14 protein-coding genes are annotated in these 19,124 nt (G+C 63.4%); 6 read left to right on the plus strand and 8 right to left on the minus strand.

Annotation, left to right across the window (positions count from 1 at the left end; genetic code table 11):
• Positions 1-33 precede the first annotated feature (33 nt).
• Positions 34-1,758, plus strand: a complete 1,725-nt coding sequence (locus SLG_RS16870) for an ATP-dependent nuclease (RefSeq protein WP_158512735.1) — start codon at positions 34-36, stop codon at positions 1,756-1,758.
• A gap of 241 nt (positions 1,759-1,999) precedes the next feature.
• Positions 2,000-4,219 carry a TonB-dependent receptor gene (locus tag SLG_RS16875; protein WP_014077721.1) on the plus strand — a complete coding sequence of 740 codons (2,220 nt, stop codon included), beginning with the start codon at positions 2,000-2,002 and terminating at the stop codon, positions 4,217-4,219.
• Positions 4,220-4,370: 151 nt separating this feature from the next.
• Here the strand turns inward: SLG_RS16875 and SLG_RS16880 are convergent, their stop codons facing one another.
• The 4 genes from SLG_RS16880 to SLG_RS16895 all read right to left on the minus strand — a co-directional run bounded on the left by SLG_RS16880 (position 4,371) and on the right by SLG_RS16895 (position 11,158).
• Positions 4,371-5,921 carry a hypothetical protein gene (locus SLG_RS16880; protein WP_051003797.1) on the minus strand — a complete coding sequence of 517 codons (1,551 nt, stop codon included), beginning with the start codon at positions 5,919-5,921 and terminating at the stop codon, positions 4,371-4,373.
• A 584-nt stretch (positions 5,922-6,505) separates the two neighbouring features.
• A complete protein-coding gene (locus tag SLG_RS16885; RefSeq protein ID WP_051003798.1) occupies positions 6,506-7,912 on the minus strand; it encodes an O-antigen ligase family protein in 1,407 nt (468 codons plus the stop codon).
• 141 nt (positions 7,913-8,053) lie between these two features.
• Entirely contained in the window at positions 8,054-9,502 is a 1,449-nt protein-coding gene (locus tag SLG_RS16890) for an undecaprenyl-phosphate glucose phosphotransferase (protein WP_014077724.1), read from the minus strand.
• A 27-nt stretch (positions 9,503-9,529) separates the two neighbouring features.
• On the minus strand, positions 9,530-11,158 hold the full coding sequence (locus SLG_RS16895) for a tetratricopeptide repeat protein (RefSeq protein WP_041392156.1): 1,629 nt from the start codon (positions 11,156-11,158) through the stop codon (positions 9,530-9,532).
• A 171-nt stretch (positions 11,159-11,329) separates the two neighbouring features.
• Here SLG_RS16895 and SLG_RS16900 point away from each other — a divergent pair, with 171 nt between their 5' ends.
• Genes SLG_RS16900 through SLG_RS16915 form a run of 4 tightly spaced genes read left to right on the plus strand, consistent with a single transcriptional unit; the run spans position 11,330 to position 15,475 of the window.
• Positions 11,330-11,956, plus strand: coding sequence for a polysaccharide biosynthesis/export family protein (locus SLG_RS16900; protein ID WP_231848695.1), 627 nt, complete (start codon positions 11,330-11,332; stop codon positions 11,954-11,956).
• On the plus strand, positions 11,953-13,152 hold the full coding sequence (locus SLG_RS16905; RefSeq protein WP_014077727.1) for a hypothetical protein: 1,200 nt from the start codon (positions 11,953-11,955) through the stop codon (positions 13,150-13,152). Before SLG_RS16900 ends, SLG_RS16905 begins: the two co-directional genes overlap by 4 nt.
• The gene (locus tag SLG_RS16910) at positions 13,149-14,645 is read left to right on the plus strand and encodes a GumC family protein (RefSeq protein ID WP_014077728.1); all 1,497 of its coding nucleotides are present in this window, start codon (positions 13,149-13,151) and stop codon (positions 14,643-14,645) included. The genes SLG_RS16905 and SLG_RS16910 overlap by 4 nt, the downstream gene beginning before the upstream one ends.
• A 26-nt stretch (positions 14,646-14,671) precedes the next feature.
• Positions 14,672-15,475 carry a CpsD/CapB family tyrosine-protein kinase gene (locus SLG_RS16915; RefSeq protein ID WP_014077729.1) on the plus strand — a complete coding sequence of 268 codons (804 nt, stop codon included), beginning with the start codon at positions 14,672-14,674 and terminating at the stop codon, positions 15,473-15,475.
• A 115-nt stretch (positions 15,476-15,590) separates the two neighbouring features.
• On the opposite strand, the gene rfbB is transcribed toward SLG_RS16915, so the two are convergent.
• From rfbB to rfbA, 4 genes are read right to left on the minus strand one after another with little or no spacing between them, the layout of a single operon-like run.
• Complete coding sequence (gene rfbB / locus SLG_RS16920) at positions 15,591-16,661, minus strand: dTDP-glucose 4,6-dehydratase (RefSeq protein WP_014077730.1); 1,071 nt, start codon at positions 16,659-16,661, stop codon at positions 15,591-15,593.
• Positions 16,654-17,520: a dTDP-4-dehydrorhamnose reductase gene (gene rfbD, locus SLG_RS16925; protein WP_014077731.1), complete on the minus strand. Its 867-nt coding sequence runs from the start codon at positions 17,518-17,520 to the stop codon at positions 16,654-16,656. Before rfbD ends, rfbB begins: the two co-directional genes overlap by 8 nt.
• Positions 17,517-18,062 carry a dTDP-4-dehydrorhamnose 3,5-epimerase gene (gene rfbC / locus SLG_RS16930; protein ID WP_014077732.1) on the minus strand — a complete coding sequence of 182 codons (546 nt, stop codon included), beginning with the start codon at positions 18,060-18,062 and terminating at the stop codon, positions 17,517-17,519. Before rfbC ends, rfbD begins: the two co-directional genes overlap by 4 nt.
• Complete coding sequence (gene rfbA / locus SLG_RS16935) at positions 18,059-18,937, minus strand: glucose-1-phosphate thymidylyltransferase RfbA (RefSeq protein WP_014077733.1); 879 nt, start codon at positions 18,935-18,937, stop codon at positions 18,059-18,061. The genes rfbC and rfbA overlap by 4 nt, the downstream gene beginning before the upstream one ends.
• Positions 18,938-19,124 lie beyond the last annotated feature (187 nt).

Genomic DNA, 19,124 nt, shown 5'->3' on the forward strand with positions numbered 1-19,124 from the left:
GTCTCTTACAGATCGGCAAAAAAGGGGGGACCAATGCTATCTCATCCTCTCCATGACGTGGAGCTACGCATAGCTGACTTCAAGGGCTTCGGATCTAGGCCCACCGGCTTCGAAAGCTTCCAGCCGATTAACGTCATCATCGGAAGAAATAATGCTGGAAAATCAGCTTTAATCGACGCCGTCGAACTTTGCATCAGAAACGGGAAATCCTACGTTCCGTTAAAGCATGCAAGGAACGGGAAACCCTTTCAGCTACATCTAACCCAGACTATGGATACACAAACGCTTAGACAAATCTTCCCCGAGAACACAAGCGGTGGGGATATTCCGGGTAATCATTGGAAGTTTGCTGCGCCCTATACCGGTAAAAGGGTGACTCGTGTGTTCGGCCCAGATTGGCAGCCGACCGCAGGCGATGACGAGTTCTCCGGAATGCATCGGGTTGCTCCAAACATCACCAAGGCGCTGATGCGAGCGTTACGTTCGCCGTTCGAGGGGCTTCAGATGATCCGTATCGCCGCTGAGCGAGATGTGACCCCTGAACCAAGGGGGATGGGTCGTGAGGTCGGTCCGAACGGCAAAGGCACTACAAATCTCGTCCGAGCCTTTCTCCTTAGCGACGACCTGCCGCGCGCCGACGTTGAGGTTCGGTTGTTGGCTGATCTCAATGAGGTCTACCAAGGAGACAGTCATTTTACTCAGATTCTTGTCCGAGAAGACAGTTCCTCACAGGACTGGGAGATATTCCTTCGCGAGGATGAAAAGGGCGACATTCGGCTCTCTGAATCGGGGAGTAGTCTGAAGTCGATCTTCATATTGCTTGCGACGCTTCGTCTCGCGCCTGCCATAACCCAGACAGATTGGGCAAAAGTCATTTTTGCTATCGAGGAGCCCGAGAACAATCTTCACCCAGCCCTGCTGAGGAGACTACTGAACTTTCTGGCCACACAGCGAGATTCCCATGGCTTCACCTTGCTGATCACCACCCACTCACCCGTTTGTATCGATTGGTCTACAAAGCGAGATAATAGCCAAATTCTTCATGTCCAGCACCGGCAGGGGGAAACTTCAGTTAGAACCGCGATTGAATATAACCATAGCAGAGATATTCTGAATGATCTTGACGTAAGAGCATCAGACATTCTTCAAGCAAATGGGATCATATGGGTGGAGGGCCCTTCAGATCGCATATACATCAAGAAATGGATTGAACTGATCTCTCAACAAAAGTTGATCGAAGGGGTTCATTTCACAGTAATGTTCTATGGTGGAAAACTACTTTCCCATTTTGACGCGCTACCGCCCAACCAGAGCCACGACTTGGTATCTTTCATGTCTTTGAACCGTAACGCCGCTCTTTTGATGGACAGCGACCGCCATCTTGGTGGCAGAAAAACTGGGAGCGGGCGGATTAGAAAACCACGGATCAAGATCAACGGAACCAAACTTCGAATCAAAGAGGAACTGGAACGGATAGGAGGCTTCGTTTGGATCACTGAGGGACGAGAGGTTGAAAACTACATTTCCGAGCGCGTAATCGCCGAGCTCGGTGGAGTTCCAGCATTCGGCATCGGGATCTATGAGGATGTCCCCGCGATTCCAGCCCTTTCAAGATACAAAGAGAACAAGGTCGCGCTAGCTCATGCAGCAGTAGAAAAAATGACCCTCGCGGACCTGAGAGACCGTCTTGACTTGCACGAACGGCTTGTCGCTCTCGCGGCGCAAGTGCGCGCTTGGAATGCCATTCCAGATGCTTGATGTTCATTGACACATTAGAAGAATTAGGGCCGGCATCGACAGATTGGCCACCCTCAAAGTGCCTTCCAGATCGCTTCCACCCACGACCACCCCCGGCCCGGCAGCGCCCACCTCCTCCTTATCACCCATCGCCACGCAAGCCCTGACGCAGCCCCGTGCCCCACACGCCTCAGTCACCATCCAAACCCGCCACCGCCGTTTTTTTCGCTTGTGCAGCACGAACAGTTCGTTACGTTATATCATGATGAAAAAGACATCTCTCCCCGCGCGCGCCATGCGCTCCGTCGCCCTTTCCGCTCTCCTCATTGGCGTGTCCGCCCTGCCCGCGCAGGCGCAGGATCGCGCCACGCAGCCGCCGGACACCGGCGCCGGCCATGGGCATGACGCGGATCATCCCGAGGACATCGTCATCACGGCGATCATCCCCCGCGCCCATATCGATGTTCTGGGCGGCACCTCGGTGCTGCGCGGCGAGGAGCTGGTGCGTGACCTGCGGCCCAGCCTCGGCGAGACGCTGGCCCGCCAGCCGGGCGTGAGCGCGACATCCTTCGGCCCCGGCGCCTCCCGCCCCATCCTGCGCGGCTTCTCGGGCGACCGCATCCGCCTGCTGACCGATGGTATCGGCAGCTTCGATGCCTCCGCGACGTCCGTGGACCATGCGGTGGCCATCAATCCGCTGCTCGCCGAGCGAATCGAGGTGATGCACGGCCCGGCCGCGCTGCTCTACGGCGCATCGGCCGTGGGCGGCGTGGTGAACGTGATCGACGGGCGCCTGCCCAGCCGGCTGCCGACCGACGGCTTCGACCTGGCGCTGCAGGGCAATTACGGCTCGGCCGCCGAGGAACGCTCGGTAGCGGGCAAGGCCGACATCGTGCTGACGGGCGGCCTCGTCTTCCATGCGGACGGCAGCTGGATGAAAACCGGCGACCTGCGCACCGGCGGCCATATCCTGGGGCCCGTGCAGCGCGCCGAAGCGCGGGAAAGCGACGAGGCGGAGATCAACGAACTCGCGGGCCTTTCGGGCCGCCTGCCCAATTCCGCCATCGAGGCCTGGAGCTACACCGGCGGGCTCAATTATATCGGCAGCGACGGCGGATCGATCGGCTTCTCGCTCGGGCGCTCGCATGCCACTTACGGCATCCCCATCCGCTACATCACGCATGAAGACGAGCATGATCATGACCATGATCATGACGATGACGATCACGACCATGAGGACGAGCATGGCCACGAGCATGGCGCGGAAGCCGTGCGCATCGCCATGTACCAGACCCGGGCGGACCTGCGCGCGGTCGTGCCGGTCGGCGGCGGCTTCCTCGACCAGATCCGGCTGCGTGCCGGCTGGGCGGACTATGAGCATGCCGAAGTCGAGGAAGAAGGCGACGTGCATGCGCGCTTCTTCGTCGAAGGGCTCGAATCGCGCCTCGAGCTCGTCCAGAGCCGGCGCGGCGGATGGGACGGTGCCATCGGTGCCCAATTGCTGCTGCGCAAGAGCCGGATCGAAGGCGAGGACAAGTTCCTCCCGGCAATCGACAGCAGCACGTTCGGCCTCTTCACGCTGCAATCGCTCGACATGGGCCCGCTGCGGCTGGAAGCAGGCGGACGGTTCGAGCATGTCGAGATCGACGGCGCGGAGGACCTCGACATCGGCTCGGCGGCCCTCACCCGCAAGTTCGACACCTTCTCCGGCTCGCTCGGCGCGAGCTACGCGATCGTGCCGGACTGGCGCGTGGGCGTGAACCTCTCACGCGTGGAGCGCGCACCGAGCGCCGAGGAACTGTTCGCCCGCGGCATCCACCACGGGAGCCAGTCCTTCGAGCTGGGCGACCCAGATTTCAGCTCGGAGCGCGGCTGGGGCATCGAGGGAACGCTGCATGGCCGCGGGACCAATTTCCACGTGACCGCCTCGGCCTATTACAATCATTTCGACCGCTTCATCTATGACGACCTCGTCGATGACGAGGTCTGCCTCGCCGCGGTGGGGGGCGACGAGCTGGAATTCCCCTGCCTCGCCTACCAGCAGGACAAGGCCAAATATTATGGCGCGGAAATCTCCGCCGACTGGACCGTCGCGCAGCTCGGCAGCACGGCGGTCAAGCTCGATGGCCTGATGGACGTGACGCGGGCCTCGCTCGAAGGCGGTCGGCCCGTGCCGCGCATCCCGCCCCTGCGCCTGCTGGGCGGCGTCGAACTCACCAATCCGGCATGGACGGCCCGCGTGGAAGCGGAGCATTCCTTCAAGCAGGACCGGGTGAGCGAGCGCGAGACGCCCACCGCCGCCTTCACGCTCGTCAACGCCTCCCTGGGATGGCGACCGGCGCCCTTTGCCGACCGCGTCTCCCTGACCCTGAGCGCGAACAACATCTTCGACGTGAATGCCCGCCGGCACGCCAGCCTGCTCAAGGACTATGCGCCGCTCGCCGGCCGCGACGTGCGCATCAGCCTCGCCATCAAGCTCTGAGAGCGAAAGGCCCCGCTCCCTCCTGCACGGAGAGAACGGGGCCTTTCGTCATTCGCGGTTCGGGGAGCAGGATAGCCGCGGCCGGATATGCGCCGGCGCGAACCTCGCCTTTCGGTGAGGCCCGCGCCGGCAGATAATCGAGGCCTTGCCCTTACTTCACATAGGACTGGCGGAAGAGCTCGACCGCGTTTGCCTTGGGCGCCTGGTTGAGCGGCTGACCCATATATTCCTGCATGCCCCAGGCACCATATTGGCCGATGCTGCCATAGTTGGAGAACAGCATGATCAGGTCACCGATCTCGTTGTTCCACTTGGTCAGATAGCGGGTGTAGAGCTTGCCCATGCGGGGATCGCGCTGCACCTTGATGAGTTGGGGAATATCGTCCGCGCTCAGGATGTGCTGGCCCGCTTCATAAGCGATGTAACGCAGGCCATATTGCTTGGCGATGTCCCGGTTCTGCTTGGCCAGTTCCAGTCGATCGTCGACAGTCTCCGCGAGCTTGACGTCCATGAAGTTGTTGAACGCGGCAGCCGTGCTGAGTGCGCCCGCTTTGGGCGTTGCGGCGAAATAAGGTGCGGTGGCAAGCGCATCGACCTTCTTGGCGGTATCCTTGAACGCCAGAACCTGGCTGGTCGACCAGGGGATGGCATTCTGGGTAGCCACCACCCGGACGAGGCGCGACATCTTGCCGGCATAGACCGAACTCCAGATATCCATCACTTCGCCGGTCTTCTCGGCATAGCGCCGCAGCATCGCCTGGTTCTCGTTGGTCGCGAGACCGCGAGCGACACCCTCGTCGCGCGCCTGATGTGTGACTGCGTAGAGCCAGTTCCAGACCTCGTTGGCATTCTCGACATAGACCACCAGGCCGGGATCGAGATTGTCGCGGACATAGGTCGCCAACCGGCGGACATAATCCTCATCGGCATTCCACGGGATGGTCAGCCACGGGTTGGTCCGGGTCTCGTTCGAGAGGGCGACGATATGCTCGATGGCAACGCCATCGCTGTCGTAGATCAGGCCATCGCCTGGCTTGGTCCGGCTGTCCCAGGTGACCTTGACGTTGCTTTCGACGCCGCGGGTCCACTTGAGATAGCGCACAGTGCTGTAGCGCTTGAGATCAGCCACGAAAGTCGGGTCGAACAGCGCCTTGGGATCGGCATCCTTCTCCCGGCAGTCGATGGCCCGCAGCGGATCGCTCGGATCGACCTTGGTGATGATGAGCGTCGCCCAGTCCGTGCCCTTCGGCACGAAGGTATAGGTCAGCGACTTGCCGGAGAACTTCACGTTCTTGACCACGCCGCCGAACATCTTGAGACTGCCGCTACCCTGCCAGGTGCACTTGATATCCACCGAAAGGCCACGATAGGCTGCCGTGGGCAGGTTGAGCTGGCGCGCTGCCTGCTCGGTGCCTTCCAGACGCACGACATTCTTGTTCGCGTCGAGCCGGTCCTTGGGCATGCCGACCCACTTGCCCTGCGCGTTGATGAGCGTCCAGGGGCTGCCGGCCATCAGGTTCATGAAGGTGCGGCCATTCTCGTAATAGCCAAGCGCCGCGAGGTTGATCCCGAGCTTCGTGCCAGGGCTGCTGCGCGGTGCCGCCGTCTTGTCGGTCGACTTCCCGTTCAGCGCGCCGATCGTCGTCGAGGTGGTCGGCCGGATGATGGTCGGCCCAGCGACCAGATTCGAGGACGACGTCATCGACGCAAGGCCAAGGACGGACACGACAGGTTCAATCCACTTCACGCGCTGGTCACCCGATGTTGCATTTACCGCTGTAAACAACAGGACCGTAGCAGAAGTTGCAGCCGCAATGCCAGCCGTGCTGAACAACGCCGCTGAACCGACACCAAGTGCGCCAAGGGCGCGCCTCTTGAATGAGCGATCAACGCTCTTAACAGTTTTCATTGTAATTGCGCTCCCGCGAGACCTTCATTTCAGGTCGTTTATTGATCCTGGAGCCGGGATAGCGGGTTGCTGCACAAATAAGATTTGCAGATGCTGGTTAACACCGTTTTAATCATTTGAGACCAACCGACCCAGGTTCACGTTGGGAACCTCCTGGGCTGGCTGGGAAGCCGGGCTCTGGATGAAGGCCGGGCGCGCGCGGTCCGCCGCTTGCCCGACTGGAGCCCAGCCCGGTCGGGCCCCAGGAAATTCCTTGGCCGCTGGTGGCCTCGGCGGCGCGCCATCCCAATGCGCTTGCTGCGGGACGAGCCCTTTTCGCGGCGGATGCGGAAGCGCAGGAAATGCCAGCACGGGCGCCGCGTGGGCACCCGCACACATCAGTTCTGCAGGGCCGGCTCTCCGGCGGCCATGCCGCCTCGCGATGCTTTCGTCCGCGATCCTGCCGCAACCGGTGCGCGCGCACGCGCCACCGTCATCGTCGCCAACGCACCGGCGATCATCCAGGTGATCGGTCGGAGGGAGGAATTGGGAATGAGGTCCAACAGATTGACCAGATGCATTGCGAGCAAGGTGAGGCTCGACACCGGCAAGGCGAATCGGCGCAGCGTGAAGACGTGCCAGAACGGATAAGTGAGAAGGCCGAACAGCGCGAAATAGCCGACCAACCCATAAATGCCGATCGCGAGGACCCAGGTGCCATCGGTCACGGTGAGATCGGCCGTAGTCCCCCACGGCGTCTCCACGATGACTCGATTGCGGCCGTAGCCGCCCCAGCCGAAGAACGGTTTCTCCCAGGCACGTTCAAGCAGCATGTCCTCGTTCGCGAGCCGGAATTCCATGGATCGGGAACGCTCGGCACTGATGACGCTGAGCTGCTGCACGGCGCTACGCAGGGGCAGCACGTCTGCCGTGCGGACCATCGGGTAGAGGAAGATGACCACCGCGATCGCCAGTGCCGCGCTCAGGAAAGCGCGCCTGCGCAGACCAAGGAACAACCCCGCCACGACCGCCACGAAAAGGATCGCCGCCAGCGACTTATTGAGCAGCAGGACAAGAGCAAGATAACCCGCGAACAGGCCGGCCGGGATGGAGAATATCTGCATCCGCATCCGCGCCAGCCCGATCGTCGCGATCAGCGCCATCGCGCAGAAGGTCGAGACCAGCAGGCCATGCCCGAGGAAGACCATCGAGCGGAAGCCGCCCGACCGCATCTGCTGGGCGAAATAGCCTTGCTGAATGACCCCGTACAGCTTGGTCTGCAGGAACGGGCTCAGCCTGATCTCAAGCAGTATCGGCAACGAATAGGCGATACCGGCAAGCGCGAAGGCCATGACCAGCTGCCGGTGACTTTTCTCGTCGCGCAGCACGCCCGCGCCGAGCACGAAGGGAATGGCGAGGATGGCCCTGTCCAGCATGGTCGCAAGGCCATCCTTGAGACCGTAGCTCGGCAGGGTGGTTGGGCCGATGACGATGGGATTGGTGTTATTGAAGCTCGTGACCAGAGGCACGAGGACATACAGCAGCAACAGCGCGTTGATCGTCCGGCTGCGCGGCCACTGGAATTCACCGCGCCGGGACATCATGAGGACCAGCGCCAGCGCGCTCAGGCTCGGGATCGACGACTTGTCGAAGGCCGGCAGCACCGGATAATCGATATTCACGATCACCGGCAGCAGCAGATAGCCGGCCAGGATCGTCCAGATCGTGGCACGCCCCACCGGCATCGTCAGGAACAGGCAGAGGGCGACCAGCGGCCAGCCCAGCAGCATCCCGTAGGCGATCATGGACTGCAAGGTCGATCCCTTCTCGCGATGCCGGAAGCGCAGGACCGCCCCGCCGCCCGCCGGCCCGGGCGTCGCGCGGACCTTGCCAACAGGACCAAGGCCCGGTCAAGGCCCCCTGCCCGGGCGTCGGGAAGGCGTCCTTCAATAAGCATGACGATCCCAGACCAGCCGCAGGATCGTTTCCATGATGATCCGCAGGTCCAGCAGCGGCGACCAGTGCTCTATATAATAGATGTCATATTCCACGCGCTGCTTGGCGCGCTCGATCGTGTCGATCTCGCCGCGCAGGCCACGCACCTGGGCAAGCCCGGTGATGCCCGGCTTCACGCGGTGACGGGCAGCATAGCCGCGCACCGCGTCATGATAATAAGCATCGCCCACGCGCATGGCGAGCGCGTGCGGACGCGGGCCCACGATGGACATCTCCCCCCGCAACACGTTCCAGAGCTGCGGCAATTCATCGATGCTCGTGCGCCGGATGATTCGCCCCACCCGCGTGATGCGCGGATCGCCCTTGCGGGTGCGCTGGCCGCCGCTCTCGTCCTGCCGGTCGACATACATCGAGCGGAACTTGAGCACCTCGATCTCGAGATTGTTGAAGCCGAACCGCTTCTGGCGGAACAGGATGGGGCCCTTGCTTTCCAGCCGGATGGCGATGGCGGTCAGCAGCAGCAAGGGCGCGAGCGCGATGAGGCCGATCAGGGCCAGAAGCCGGTCCTGCACTTCCTTGAGCAGGCCGTCGAGATCGCGCACCGGCGTCTGCCAGATGCTGAGCACCGGCAGCGACCCGATATAATTCACCTGATAGCGATCCCGCAGCACGAGGAATTCGCGCGGCATGATGCAGATGTCGATCGCGCCTGCGCTCAGCTCCTCGATGATACGATTGAGCCGGTCCTGCTGGACCAGCGGCAGCGCGACGATGATCTGGTCGAGCATGCCCTGCCGCGCCAGCTCCAGCAATTCCTCGAAACCGCCCAGGAACGGGAAGCGACCGATCATGCCGGTTTCCACCCGCGTGCGCCGGTCATCCGCGAAGCCGATGATGTTGATGTGCGGCAGGCGCTCGATCTCCAGCAGCTCGAGCAGCCGGCTGGTGACATCCCGATCGGCGCCGTAGATCGCGACGCGCTGCCCGATCATGCCTTGCCGCATTCCGATCCAGACGATCCGGCGGAACAGCAGGCGGCTCATGATGAGCAGGGAAAAGCAGAGGACGATGAACAGCACGGCGAACCGCAAAGTCAGGTCCGGCGCCTGACCGAACTGAAGGATCGTGAAGCCGGTCAGCATCAGCGCCACGATGAAATCGAGGAACATCCCGCTTCCCAGATCATCGCCCTGGCCGCGGAACGCCGAATAGGCATCGCGCGAGATGCGGATGAGGAAGAAGTTGATCGCCATCACGATGACGCCGCTCGAATGCAGGCGCACGTCGTAATAATAGCCGTACCAGCCGTTGTAGATGAGAACCGTCAGGGCATAAGCGAGCAGGAAGCACAGCGCGTCATTGATGATGCCCCCAGAACGCAGAACGTTCGAGGTGAAGCGTACATATTTGTTTCTGCTCTGACGCTTGCCGCTGCTCATGTCATTCCACGCTGTTCGAACGGTTCGTCAGATACGGCCGAAAAGACCACGATCGGGAGGCGTTCCCGGCGGATCATCGACCAGAATGGCGGTCCTTGCCTTCTCCAGCCCGGCCTGGGCGGCCTGCATGCAGCCCGCACTCCCGGAAGCCTGGCATTCCGCCGCAAAGAACCGCCACGCGTGCTCGGATGAAGGCATGGCGCGTGCGAGGGTACGAGCGACTGACATGGCCCTGCCTCTATCGCCCAACTGGTGAAGATATTGCGTATATTTCTCCGCCAGATAGAAGTTTTGCGGCAGCGCGCGAAACCCGTCCTCGAAGACCTGCTTCGCTCGCCAGTCCAGGTCCTGGGCGCGATAGACATTGGCCAGGACGACATAGGTCTCCGGATTGAGCGGGTCGTTCGTCTGGGCGAGCTGCGCGGCCTCGACCGCCGCATCCATGTCCTTCGCGGCCTGGGCGAACTGCGCCTTGAGCATCAGCGCATCGACATCCTGCCCGTCCTTCGCGAGCAGCGCGTCGACCTGCCGCTGCGCTTCCTCCCTCCGGCCGGCAGCGGCGAACATGCGCGCCTTGAGCGATGCGAGGAGCGGCTGGGCCTTCCGCGGCGCGGTGCGAACGAGCCCATCGGCTGCCGCCAGATCGCCCTTGAGGAACAGGTAGCGCGCCGTCTGGACGACCGCGCCCGGCTCCTTCCAGCGCGATGCGTCGCGCGCGGCGGCATCCGGCAGGGGCGTATCGTCATACTGCCACCAGATGCGCTGCAAGGTGCGATAATCATCGAGATCCCGCGACCCCGCCGCCAGCAGAGCCAGCGACGCGCGGCGCGCCTCGTCCTTGCGCCCCAGCTTGTAAAGCAGATTGATCTGGTCCAGCCGGAAACGTGGAGCGCCCTTGCTCATGTCCACCAGCCGCTCGGCCAGCGGCACCATCGGCTCGGGCTGGCCGAGATAACGATACATGTTGAGCTTGTTGACGAGCAACGGCATCGATTCCGCACCGCTGGCGAGCGCACTGTCGATCAATGCGAGGCCTTCCTCGGCCTTGCCTTCCTTCGCGAGCGAGCGCGCCTTGATAACCGAGCCGGCGGGATCCGTCGGGTTGACCGCGAGAATCCGGTCGGCATAGCCGCGCGCGTCCTCGAACTTGTTCCTCGAGAGCGCGATCATCCCCTTGACCTGAAGCGCGGGCAAGGCATCCGGTTCGAGCGTCAGCAGTCTGTCCGCGGCATCCTCGGCCTCGGCGACCTGGCCGACCTGGACACCGAGATTGGCGACATAAGCAAGAGCGATGCGGTTGGTCGCGTCGAATTCCAGCGCGCGCTGGAAAGCGCGATAGGCCCGCACCGGCTCCCCCAGTCCCATCGAGATCGAGCCGGCCAGCTGATGATAGCTCGCCTCATCCTCGCGCAGCGCGATCGCTTGCGAGATCGCATCGCGAGCGGCGACGAGATTGCCGGACTGGGCATAGGCATCGGCCTGCTGCGCCAGCTCCGCCGCCTTCTGCGAGGGGCTCTTGCAGGCCGTGAGGCCGAGCGTGGCCGGCAATGCCGCGGCCGCGAAGAGCAGGAGCAGCGGGACCCGTCGACGACGGGGCGCCTGCGACCGGACCAGGGAATCGTCCCGAAAGGAAACAGGCTGAGCCAAGTCGTTCATGACGCGCATCTCGAAATCGAAAAACAGGCGACGCGCTTACAAGGCTTCAGGACGGGGGGCAATCTAAGTAACCAACGCTCGGTCCATCGTTAACCCAGCTTTTACGTAGTGACGACATGTTGTTTTGGTATATGAAGCGCCGGTCCAAGGCCAGCAAGAGGGATTTCACGCGTGCAATTTACCGCGAAGATGTGGCCGGTAGCGGCTCTGTTCATGGCGATTTCGGCCCCGGCGGCGGCACAGGACACGCCGGCGCCCGCCCAGACCGCGCCTTCCGCTCTCACCGCACTTCCCGACCGCCCCTACACGATCAATCCGGGCGACCAGATCGAAATCTACGTCTGGGGCGAAGAGCGACTGCAGCGCAGCATCCGCGTCCTGCCCGACGGCACATTCTCATTTCCGCTGGTCGGCCGCGTGATGGCGGAAGGCATGCTCCCCGAGCAGGTGGAGACGGCGATTTCCAACGGTCTGGCCAGCCAGTATCGCGGCGATCCGCCGCAGGTGACCGTGACCATCCAGGCGCCCAGCGGCTTCACTTTCTCGGTCATCGGCCGGGTGCGGGGGCCCAGCACCTTCACGCCGGGCCGCTACGTCAACCTGATCGAGGCCATCACCATGGCCGGCGGGCCCGACGAGTTCGCCAATCTCGACAACATCACCATCATCCGCAAGAAGGGCAAGGAACTGACCTCGATCAAGTTCCGCCTCGGCGGCGCGATGAAGGGCAATCTTTCCGAGACAGCGGCGCAGGCCATTCCGCAGATCCAGGTCGGCGATACGGTGATCGTACCATGACAGCATTGCGGCTGGCCGGACATTGCGCTCCGGCCATCCTCCTCCTCGCCGGCACGGCGGCGACGGCGGAGACCACGTTGTCGAGCGACATCCTGGTCGACGGCGGCGTGTCGACCAATCCTTATGGCTCGCGCCAGGGCAGTGCCGCTTCCGGCACGGCGAGCGCGACTCTCGCACCCACCCTGGTGATGACCTCCCCCACCGGCTCGACGCGGATCAACGGACGGATCACACACACGCAGTTCACGCGGCGTTACAACAGCACCACGGACTACACCCTGTCGGGCAGCACCGCTCAGCAGATCAGCCCGCTGGCCTCCTTCACTCTTGGCGCCAGCTATTCCAGCCGGGTGCGCAATGCCCTTTACCCGGTCAACGACCCGATTACGGGGCTGCCGGACGAGGAGGACGATCCCATCATCGTCGATCCCGATGCCGCGGCCAGCTACGAACTGCGCACGGAAACGGCGAATGCGAGCGCCGGGCTCTCCTACACGCTGTCGCCGCGCGACACGCTCAACTTCTCGGCCCGCGCGACGCGCGTGACCATGCCGCCCACGCAGTCGGTTGCCCGCGGCTACGATTCCTATGGCGGCGGTGTCTCCTACATGCGAGCCGTCAGCGGCAGTACGTCGATCGGCGCGGGCGTGGACATCAACAAGAACGAGTTCCGCTCGGGTTCCGCTGGCGGCGGCACGGTGATCTCGCCGAACCTGATCGTGACCACGCAGCTCGCGCCGCGCCTGTCCTTCAATGCCAGCGGCGGCATCACCTTCTCCGAGACGGACGTGGGCGGAGTGAGTCAGACCCACACCTCGTTCGCGGGCTCCGCCGGCCTGTGCTATCGCGGCGAGCGCGGCCGCTTCTGCCTGAACGGCTCCCGCCGCGTCTCGCCAACGTCCGTTTCCGGCACATCGACCGCGACCCTGTTCGGCGCCTCCTACAGCTACAAGCTGACGCCGCGCAGCAACATCAATCTCAACGCCTCCTATTCGCAGTCCAGTTCCCTGCGCAACGAAGCCAACAGGCGCGGCAAGTACGGCAGGGCGAGCGTGACCTACAGCCGGCAGATCCTCGAACGCCTGTCGGGTATCGTTTCTTTCAATTATAGTGATACCTACGATTCGATCGTGCCGCGCGACCCGAATTTCTCAGGTACGGTGGGGCTGCGGTACAGCTTGGGCAGAATCCTATGAACAATCTTCAGGTTCACTACGACATGGCGGACGAGACGAGCCGCAGTTCGTTCATTCCGTATCTGCCCTCGATCATCATGCAGCGCAAATGGCTGGTGATCATCCCGACGCTTCTGGCGCTCATCGCCGCCATCGCAGCGGCATTCCTGCTGCCCACGCGCTATCAGTCCCGCGCCGTGCTGCTGGTGGAAGCGCCGCTCCTGGCCGGAGAAGTCGCGCTGGACATGACCGGCGCGCAAGTCGTCGACCAGCGCATCGCCCGCATCCGCCAGCAGGTGCTCAGCCGCCCGCAGCTCATCGAACTCATCCAGCGCAATGGCCTCTATCAGACCGAACTGAGCACGAGTTCGCTGTCCGAAGTGATCAGCAAGATGCGCTCCGACATCGAGATCGCGCCCGTGCGCGCGGACATCCAGTCCGGCGCGCGCGGCCAGCGCAGCACCATCGCCTTCGGGATGAGCTTCTCCTATTCCGATCCGGTCAAGGCGCAGGCCGTGGCCCAGGCGCTCACCGAGCGCGTGCTCCAGATCGATTCCAGCAAGACCGCGCAGCAGGTCGTCAGCACCGTCCAGTTCCTTTCCGACCAGGAAGCCGAACTCGCCGCGCAAATCCAGCAGCTCTCCAGCCAGATCACTGACGTGAAGGCCCGCAACGGCCTCTCGTTCGTGAACAATGTCGGCGGCAGCGGGCTCGGCAGTCTCGACGGGCAGATCGCCGCGCTCCAGGCCTCGAACATGCAGCTCAACGCGCAGCGGGACATGACCCAGACTGCCGCAGAGCGTGATCCGATCGTGGCGCAGGCCGAGCAGAATCTGGCGCTGGCCCGCTCCAAATATTCGGAGCGGCATCCCGACGTGGTGCTGGCCAAGCAGCGGCTCGAGGAAGCGCGCGAGCTGGGCAAGGTCAATCAGCAGCGCATCCCGATGGACAGGGTGGAGGCGCAGATCGCCTTCAACAATCGCCAGCTCGCGGCCCTCCAGGCAGCGCGGGCCGCCGAGATGGAGCGCCAGATGGCCATCGCCGGGGCGCAGGCCCGGGCCCCGATGGTGCAGCAGGAAATCTCCCAGCTCCAGGAACGGCTGAACATCCTCAATACCAATTACCAGCGCGTCTCGAACCAGCTCATGGCGGCAAAGGCCGGCCAGAAGGCAGAGGACGAGCAGCAGGGCGAACGTCTCTCGGTGATCGACCCGGCCGCCATTCCCGACGAGCCGGTATCGCCGAACCGCCCGATGATCATCGCGATGGTCACCGGCGCAGGCCTTGCCCTCGGTCTTGGCCTCATCCTCCTCATCGAACTCGTCATGAAGCCCATTCGCGACGCGGGCGCCGTCGCGCTTGCCACCGGCGAGGCGCCGCTGGTCGTCATCCCCACGATCCTCAGCAAAGGCGAGCGTCAGCGGAAAGGCTGGAAGGCCCTGTGGCCCTTCGGCGGCAGTGACGATGATGACGACGAGGACGAGGACGACGAGCCGAAAAAGAAGAAGAAATAGCGCAGCGCGCCGAAGGAGTTTGACCATTGTCTGATCAGATCGTGTCGACGAGGACCGAGGCCGCCGCTTTCCGGATTCCGAGCCAGAGCGAAGTGGCGCTGTTCACCCCGGAATGGCAGGTCCTTGAGGACAACCATGTCGTGGGCTTCAACAGCCGCCACGTCTCGTCGCGGCCGTTCAGCCTGCTGCGCTCGCAGCTCGTCAAGCGGATGAAGGGGCGCGGCCACAAGCTGCTGGGCGTCACCTCGCCGGCGCCGGGCGCGGGCAAGTCGTTCCTGACGGCGAACCTCGCCGCCACGCTGAGCCGGCTACCGAACCATGTCGTTCATGTGTTCGACCTCGACATCCGGCGCGCGTCGCTGGCCGCGAATTTCGGCCTGACGGGCGAGATCGGCCTCGAGCGCTTTCTCAATAGCGAGACGGACGACCTGCGGGCGATCGGCCGCCACGTGGACGGCACCAACCTCATCCTCTACCCCTGCTTCCCCAATAATATGGAGACGATGCCGCTCCTCGCCGGCGAACGGTTCGCGGCCTTCATCCAGTCGCTGCGCACACTGCCGGACGATCATCTCGTCCTGTTCGACATGCCGCCCGTCTTCGCGAATGACGACGCCATGGTCGTCGCCTCGCAGATCGATGCCTATCTCATGGTGATCGAGCAGGGGCGCAACAGCCAGCGCCAGGTGAGCGATGCCATTCGCCTCCTGGATCCCGTCGAGTGCATCGGATCGGTGCTGAACCGCTACGATGGCGGCGTCGGCGATCCTTATGGCTATTCCTACGGCTCGTACGGCAAATATACGGACTATTTCAGCAAGGGCGACTGAGCGGTCGCCACCGCACCGCAGGACAGGGAAGCACGGCCGGCCGCATCACCGGCCGTTTCTTCATGGAGACGAGGCGATCCGGCCGACGGCGGCCGGCGCCAGAGACAGGCCCCGCTCAGCGCGCCTGCGCGGCGCGCTCGATCAGCGGCCGCCACCAGCCCTCATTGGCAAGATACCAGGCCAGCGTCTGCGCAAACCCCTCGCGGAACGTGCGACGCGGCGCATAGCCGAGCTCGCTCCGGGCCTTGGTCTCGTCGATCGCGTATCGACGATCATGTCCCGCCCGATCGGTCACGAAGGTCTTGAGGCTCGCGGAAGGCTTCCCGCTGGCCGCTGGCGCGTCCGGGAAGCGCCGGGCAAGGCTGGCATCCACATCGAACGCCTGGTCGACGGTTGCGCAGATTTCCTCGATCACGGTCAGGTTCGGCAGCTCCTGCCCGCCGCCGATATTGTAGGTCTCGCCCGCCCGGCCGGCCTGCAGCACTTTCTCGATGCCGTGGCAATGATCCTCGACGTGGAGCCAGTCCCGAACGTTCATGCCGTCGCCGTAGATCGGCAGATTGCGGCCGTACAGGCAATTGAGCAGGAAGAGCGGAATGAGCTTCTCGGGAAACTGGAACGGCCCGTAATTGTTCGAGCAATTGCTCGTTGTCACATCCAGCCCATAAGTGTGGTGATAGGCCCGCACGAGATGATCCGAGCCCGCCTTGCTCGCCGAATAAGGTGAATTGGGCGCATAAGGCGTCGTCTCGCTGAACGCGGGATCATCGGGACCGAGCGAGCCATAGACCTCGTCGGTCGAGACGTGATGGAAGCGGTGCGGCCGACCCGAGCCGGTGTCCAGCCAGAGCTTGCGTGCGGCCTTGAGCAGGCTGTGCGTGCCGATGACATTGGTGGTGACGAACGCGTCCGGCCCGGTGATCGAGCGATCCACATGGCTCTCGGCAGCGAAATGGACGATGGTGTCGATCTCGTGCCGGATGAGCAGATTTTCGACCAGCGCCGTGTCGCAGATGTCGCCCACGATGAGATCGACCTGGTCCAGCCCATGGAGATTGGCCGGGTTGCCCGCATAAGTGAGCGCATCGAGCACGGTCACCTTGTCATCGGGATGATGCGCCGACCAGTAATGAACGAAATTGGCTCCAATGAAGCCGGCGCCGCCAGTGACGAGCAGATTAGCCATTCGCCTTGATCTCTCCGAGCATGTTGCGAAGATTGACACGCCAGTGCGGCGCGGGTGCCCCGACGAGCGCCACCGCCGCGCTCTTCTCCAGCACCGAATAGGCCGGGCGCCGCGCCGGCGTGGGATAATCGCTGGTGGCGATCGGCAGCACCGGCACGACGCGCGTCAGCAGGCCGAGCGCCACCGCTTCCTCCTGTATGGCCACCGCGAAATCATACCAGCTCGCCGCGCCGCTGTCCGTCCAGTGATGGATGCCGCGTGCGTCCGCCGCATCGAGCGCCCAGATCGCTCCGGCGAGGCTGCCGGCGAATGTCGGCGTGCCGATCTGGTCCGCCACCACGCGGACCTCCTCACGCTCTGCCATGAGCCGCACCATCGTTCGGACGAAATTCCCGCCCGTGACGCCATAGACCCAGGCTGTCCGGACGATCAGCGCATGCGGGCAGGCAGCGAGCACAGCCTGCTCGCCCGCGCGCTTGCTGGCTCCGTAGACGCCGAGCGGCGCGGTCGGGTGATCCGGCGCATAAGGCGATCCGGAAGTGCCATCGAACACGAAGTCCGTCGAAACATGGACGAAGCGCGCCTGACGCGCCGCAGCGGCGGCCGCCAGGTTGCCGGGCCCCACGCCATTGACGCGATAAGCCGCGTCCGCGTCGCTCTCCGCCCGGTCCACCGCAGTATAGGCTGCCGCGTTGATGATGAGATCCGGCGCCAGTTCGCCGACGAGCGCGGCGACCGCATCTTCGTCACCAATGTCGAGGTCCGCATGGCCGAGCGCCACTATGTCCGCAAGTGTCGGAGCGCTGGCCTGCAAGGCGCGACCCAGCTGGCCGCCCGCGCCGGTGATGACGACCTTCATGGGAACGTGACTGCCTCGGCAAGCGGCGCGCCTGCCTGATCCTTAGCGGAAAGCTGTGGCGCGATGCCGTCCAGCGGCCACGCGATGCCGATCGCCGGATCGTTCCATAACAGGCTGTGCTCATTGGCCGGATCGTAGAAGCCCCGGCACTTGTAGAGGAAATCCGTGCCGTCCTCGAGGCAGAGGAAGCCATGGGCCATGCCCTCCGGCACCCACAGCATGCGCTTGTTGCGTGCGCTCAACTCCACACCGACCCATTTGCCGAACGTCGGCGAGCTGCGCCGCATGTCCACCACCACGTCGAACACCGCCCCGGCCGTGACCCGCACCAGCTTCCCCTGCGGGCCCGGCTGCTGATAATGCAGGCCCCGCAGCACACCGCGCGAGGAGCGGCTGTGATTATCCTGCACGAAATCGATGTCGAGCCCCGCCTCGCGAAAGGTCCGCGCGTTCCAGCTTTCCATGAAGAAGCCCCGCTCGTCACCGAACAGCTTGGGCTCGATGATGAGCACATCCGCGATCGCAGTCTCGACCACCTTCATGCGATGCCGCGCTCCAGCAGCTTGAGCAGATATTCTCCATAGCCGGACTTGCGCAGCGGTTCGGCCAGGCGCTGGAGCTGGCTATCATCGATGAAACCCGCGCGCCACGCCAGCTCTTCCGGGCAGCAAATCTTGAGACCCTGCCGCTCCTCGGTGATGCGCACATAATTGGCGGCATCGAGCAGAGACCCGTGCGTGCCGGTGTCCAGCCAGGCGTAGCCGCGCCCCATGATCTCGACGGACAGCTCGCCCGCCTCGAGATAGAGGCGGTTGAGGTCGGTGATCTCCAGTTCGCCGCGCGATGAAGGGGCCAGACCCTGCGCGCGCTCCACGGCCTTGCCATCGTAGAAATAGAGGCCAGTTACGGCATAATTGGACCTGGGGCGCTGCGGCTTCTCCTCGATCGTCTCGGCCCTGCCCTCGCCATCGAAGGAGACGACGCCATAAGCGGTCGGATCACTGACATAATAGCCGAAGACGGTGGCGCCATCCTGCCTGCCCGCGGCCGAGCGAAGCAGTTCGGTGAGCCCGTGCCCATAAAAGATATTGTCTCCCAGGATCAGCGCGGAAGGCGAAGTCCCCACGAAGTCGGCGCCGATATGATAGGCCTGTGCAAGCCCGGCGGGCTGCGGCTGCACCGCATAATGCAGCGAAAGGCCAAGATCGGAGCCATCCCCGAGCAGGGCCTGAAACGCCGCCTGGTCCTGCGGCGTCGTGATGATCATGATCTCGCGGATCCCTGACAGGATCAGCACCGACAGCGGGTAGTGGATCATCGGCTTGTCGTACACCGGCATGAGCTGCTTGGAGACGGCCTTGGTCAGCGGGTAGAGCCGCGTGCCCGACCCGCCGGCCAGAATGATCCCTTTACGCAATTGTCGCTCCCACTTCAGCCTCTGCGGCACCGATGAAGTCCTAGCCGCTCGCCTCGCCATTGCAAGCCGGGGACTGATGGCATGTCCCGTTATGGAGGCGGCTGGCCTAATTGTCAGCCATGGCTTCCAAAAACATCGTGAATCGCTTTGCCTTTTTCAGTCAGAAAATTTAGCGCATGCGCCGTAT

It is taken from the genome of Sphingobium sp. SYK-6 (genome assembly GCF_000283515.1).
Lineage (GTDB): Bacteria > Pseudomonadota > Alphaproteobacteria > Sphingomonadales > Sphingomonadaceae > Sphingobium > Sphingobium lignivorans.

Bases quoted from the DNA above. Each gene is read 5' to 3' on its own strand.
- SLG_RS16870 (WP_158512735.1), top strand. From the start codon at position 34: ATGCTATCTCATCCTCTCCATGACGTGGAGCTACGCATAGCTGACTTC.
- SLG_RS16875 (WP_014077721.1), top strand. From the start codon at position 2,000: ATGATGAAAAAGACATCTCTCCCCGCGCGCGCCATGCGCTCCGTCGCC.
- SLG_RS16880 (WP_051003797.1), bottom strand. From the start codon at position 5,921: ATGACGTCGTCCTCGAATCTGGTCGCTGGGCCGACCATCATCCGGCCG.
- SLG_RS16885 (WP_051003798.1), bottom strand. From the start codon at position 7,912: ATGATCGCCTACGGGATGCTGCTGGGCTGGCCGCTGGTCGCCCTCTGC.
- SLG_RS16890 (WP_014077724.1), bottom strand. From the start codon at position 9,502: ATGAGCAGCGGCAAGCGTCAGAGCAGAAACAAATATGTACGCTTCACC.
- SLG_RS16895 (WP_041392156.1), bottom strand. From the start codon at position 11,158: ATGAACGACTTGGCTCAGCCTGTTTCCTTTCGGGACGATTCCCTGGTC.
- SLG_RS16905 (WP_014077727.1), top strand. From the start codon at position 11,953: ATGACAGCATTGCGGCTGGCCGGACATTGCGCTCCGGCCATCCTCCTC.
- SLG_RS16910 (WP_014077728.1), top strand. From the start codon at position 13,149: ATGAACAATCTTCAGGTTCACTACGACATGGCGGACGAGACGAGCCGC.
- rfbB (WP_014077730.1), bottom strand. From the start codon at position 16,661: ATGGCTAATCTGCTCGTCACTGGCGGCGCCGGCTTCATTGGAGCCAAT.
- rfbD (WP_014077731.1), bottom strand. From the start codon at position 17,520: ATGAAGGTCGTCATCACCGGCGCGGGCGGCCAGCTGGGTCGCGCCTTG.
- rfbC (WP_014077732.1), bottom strand. From the start codon at position 18,062: ATGAAGGTGGTCGAGACTGCGATCGCGGATGTGCTCATCATCGAGCCC.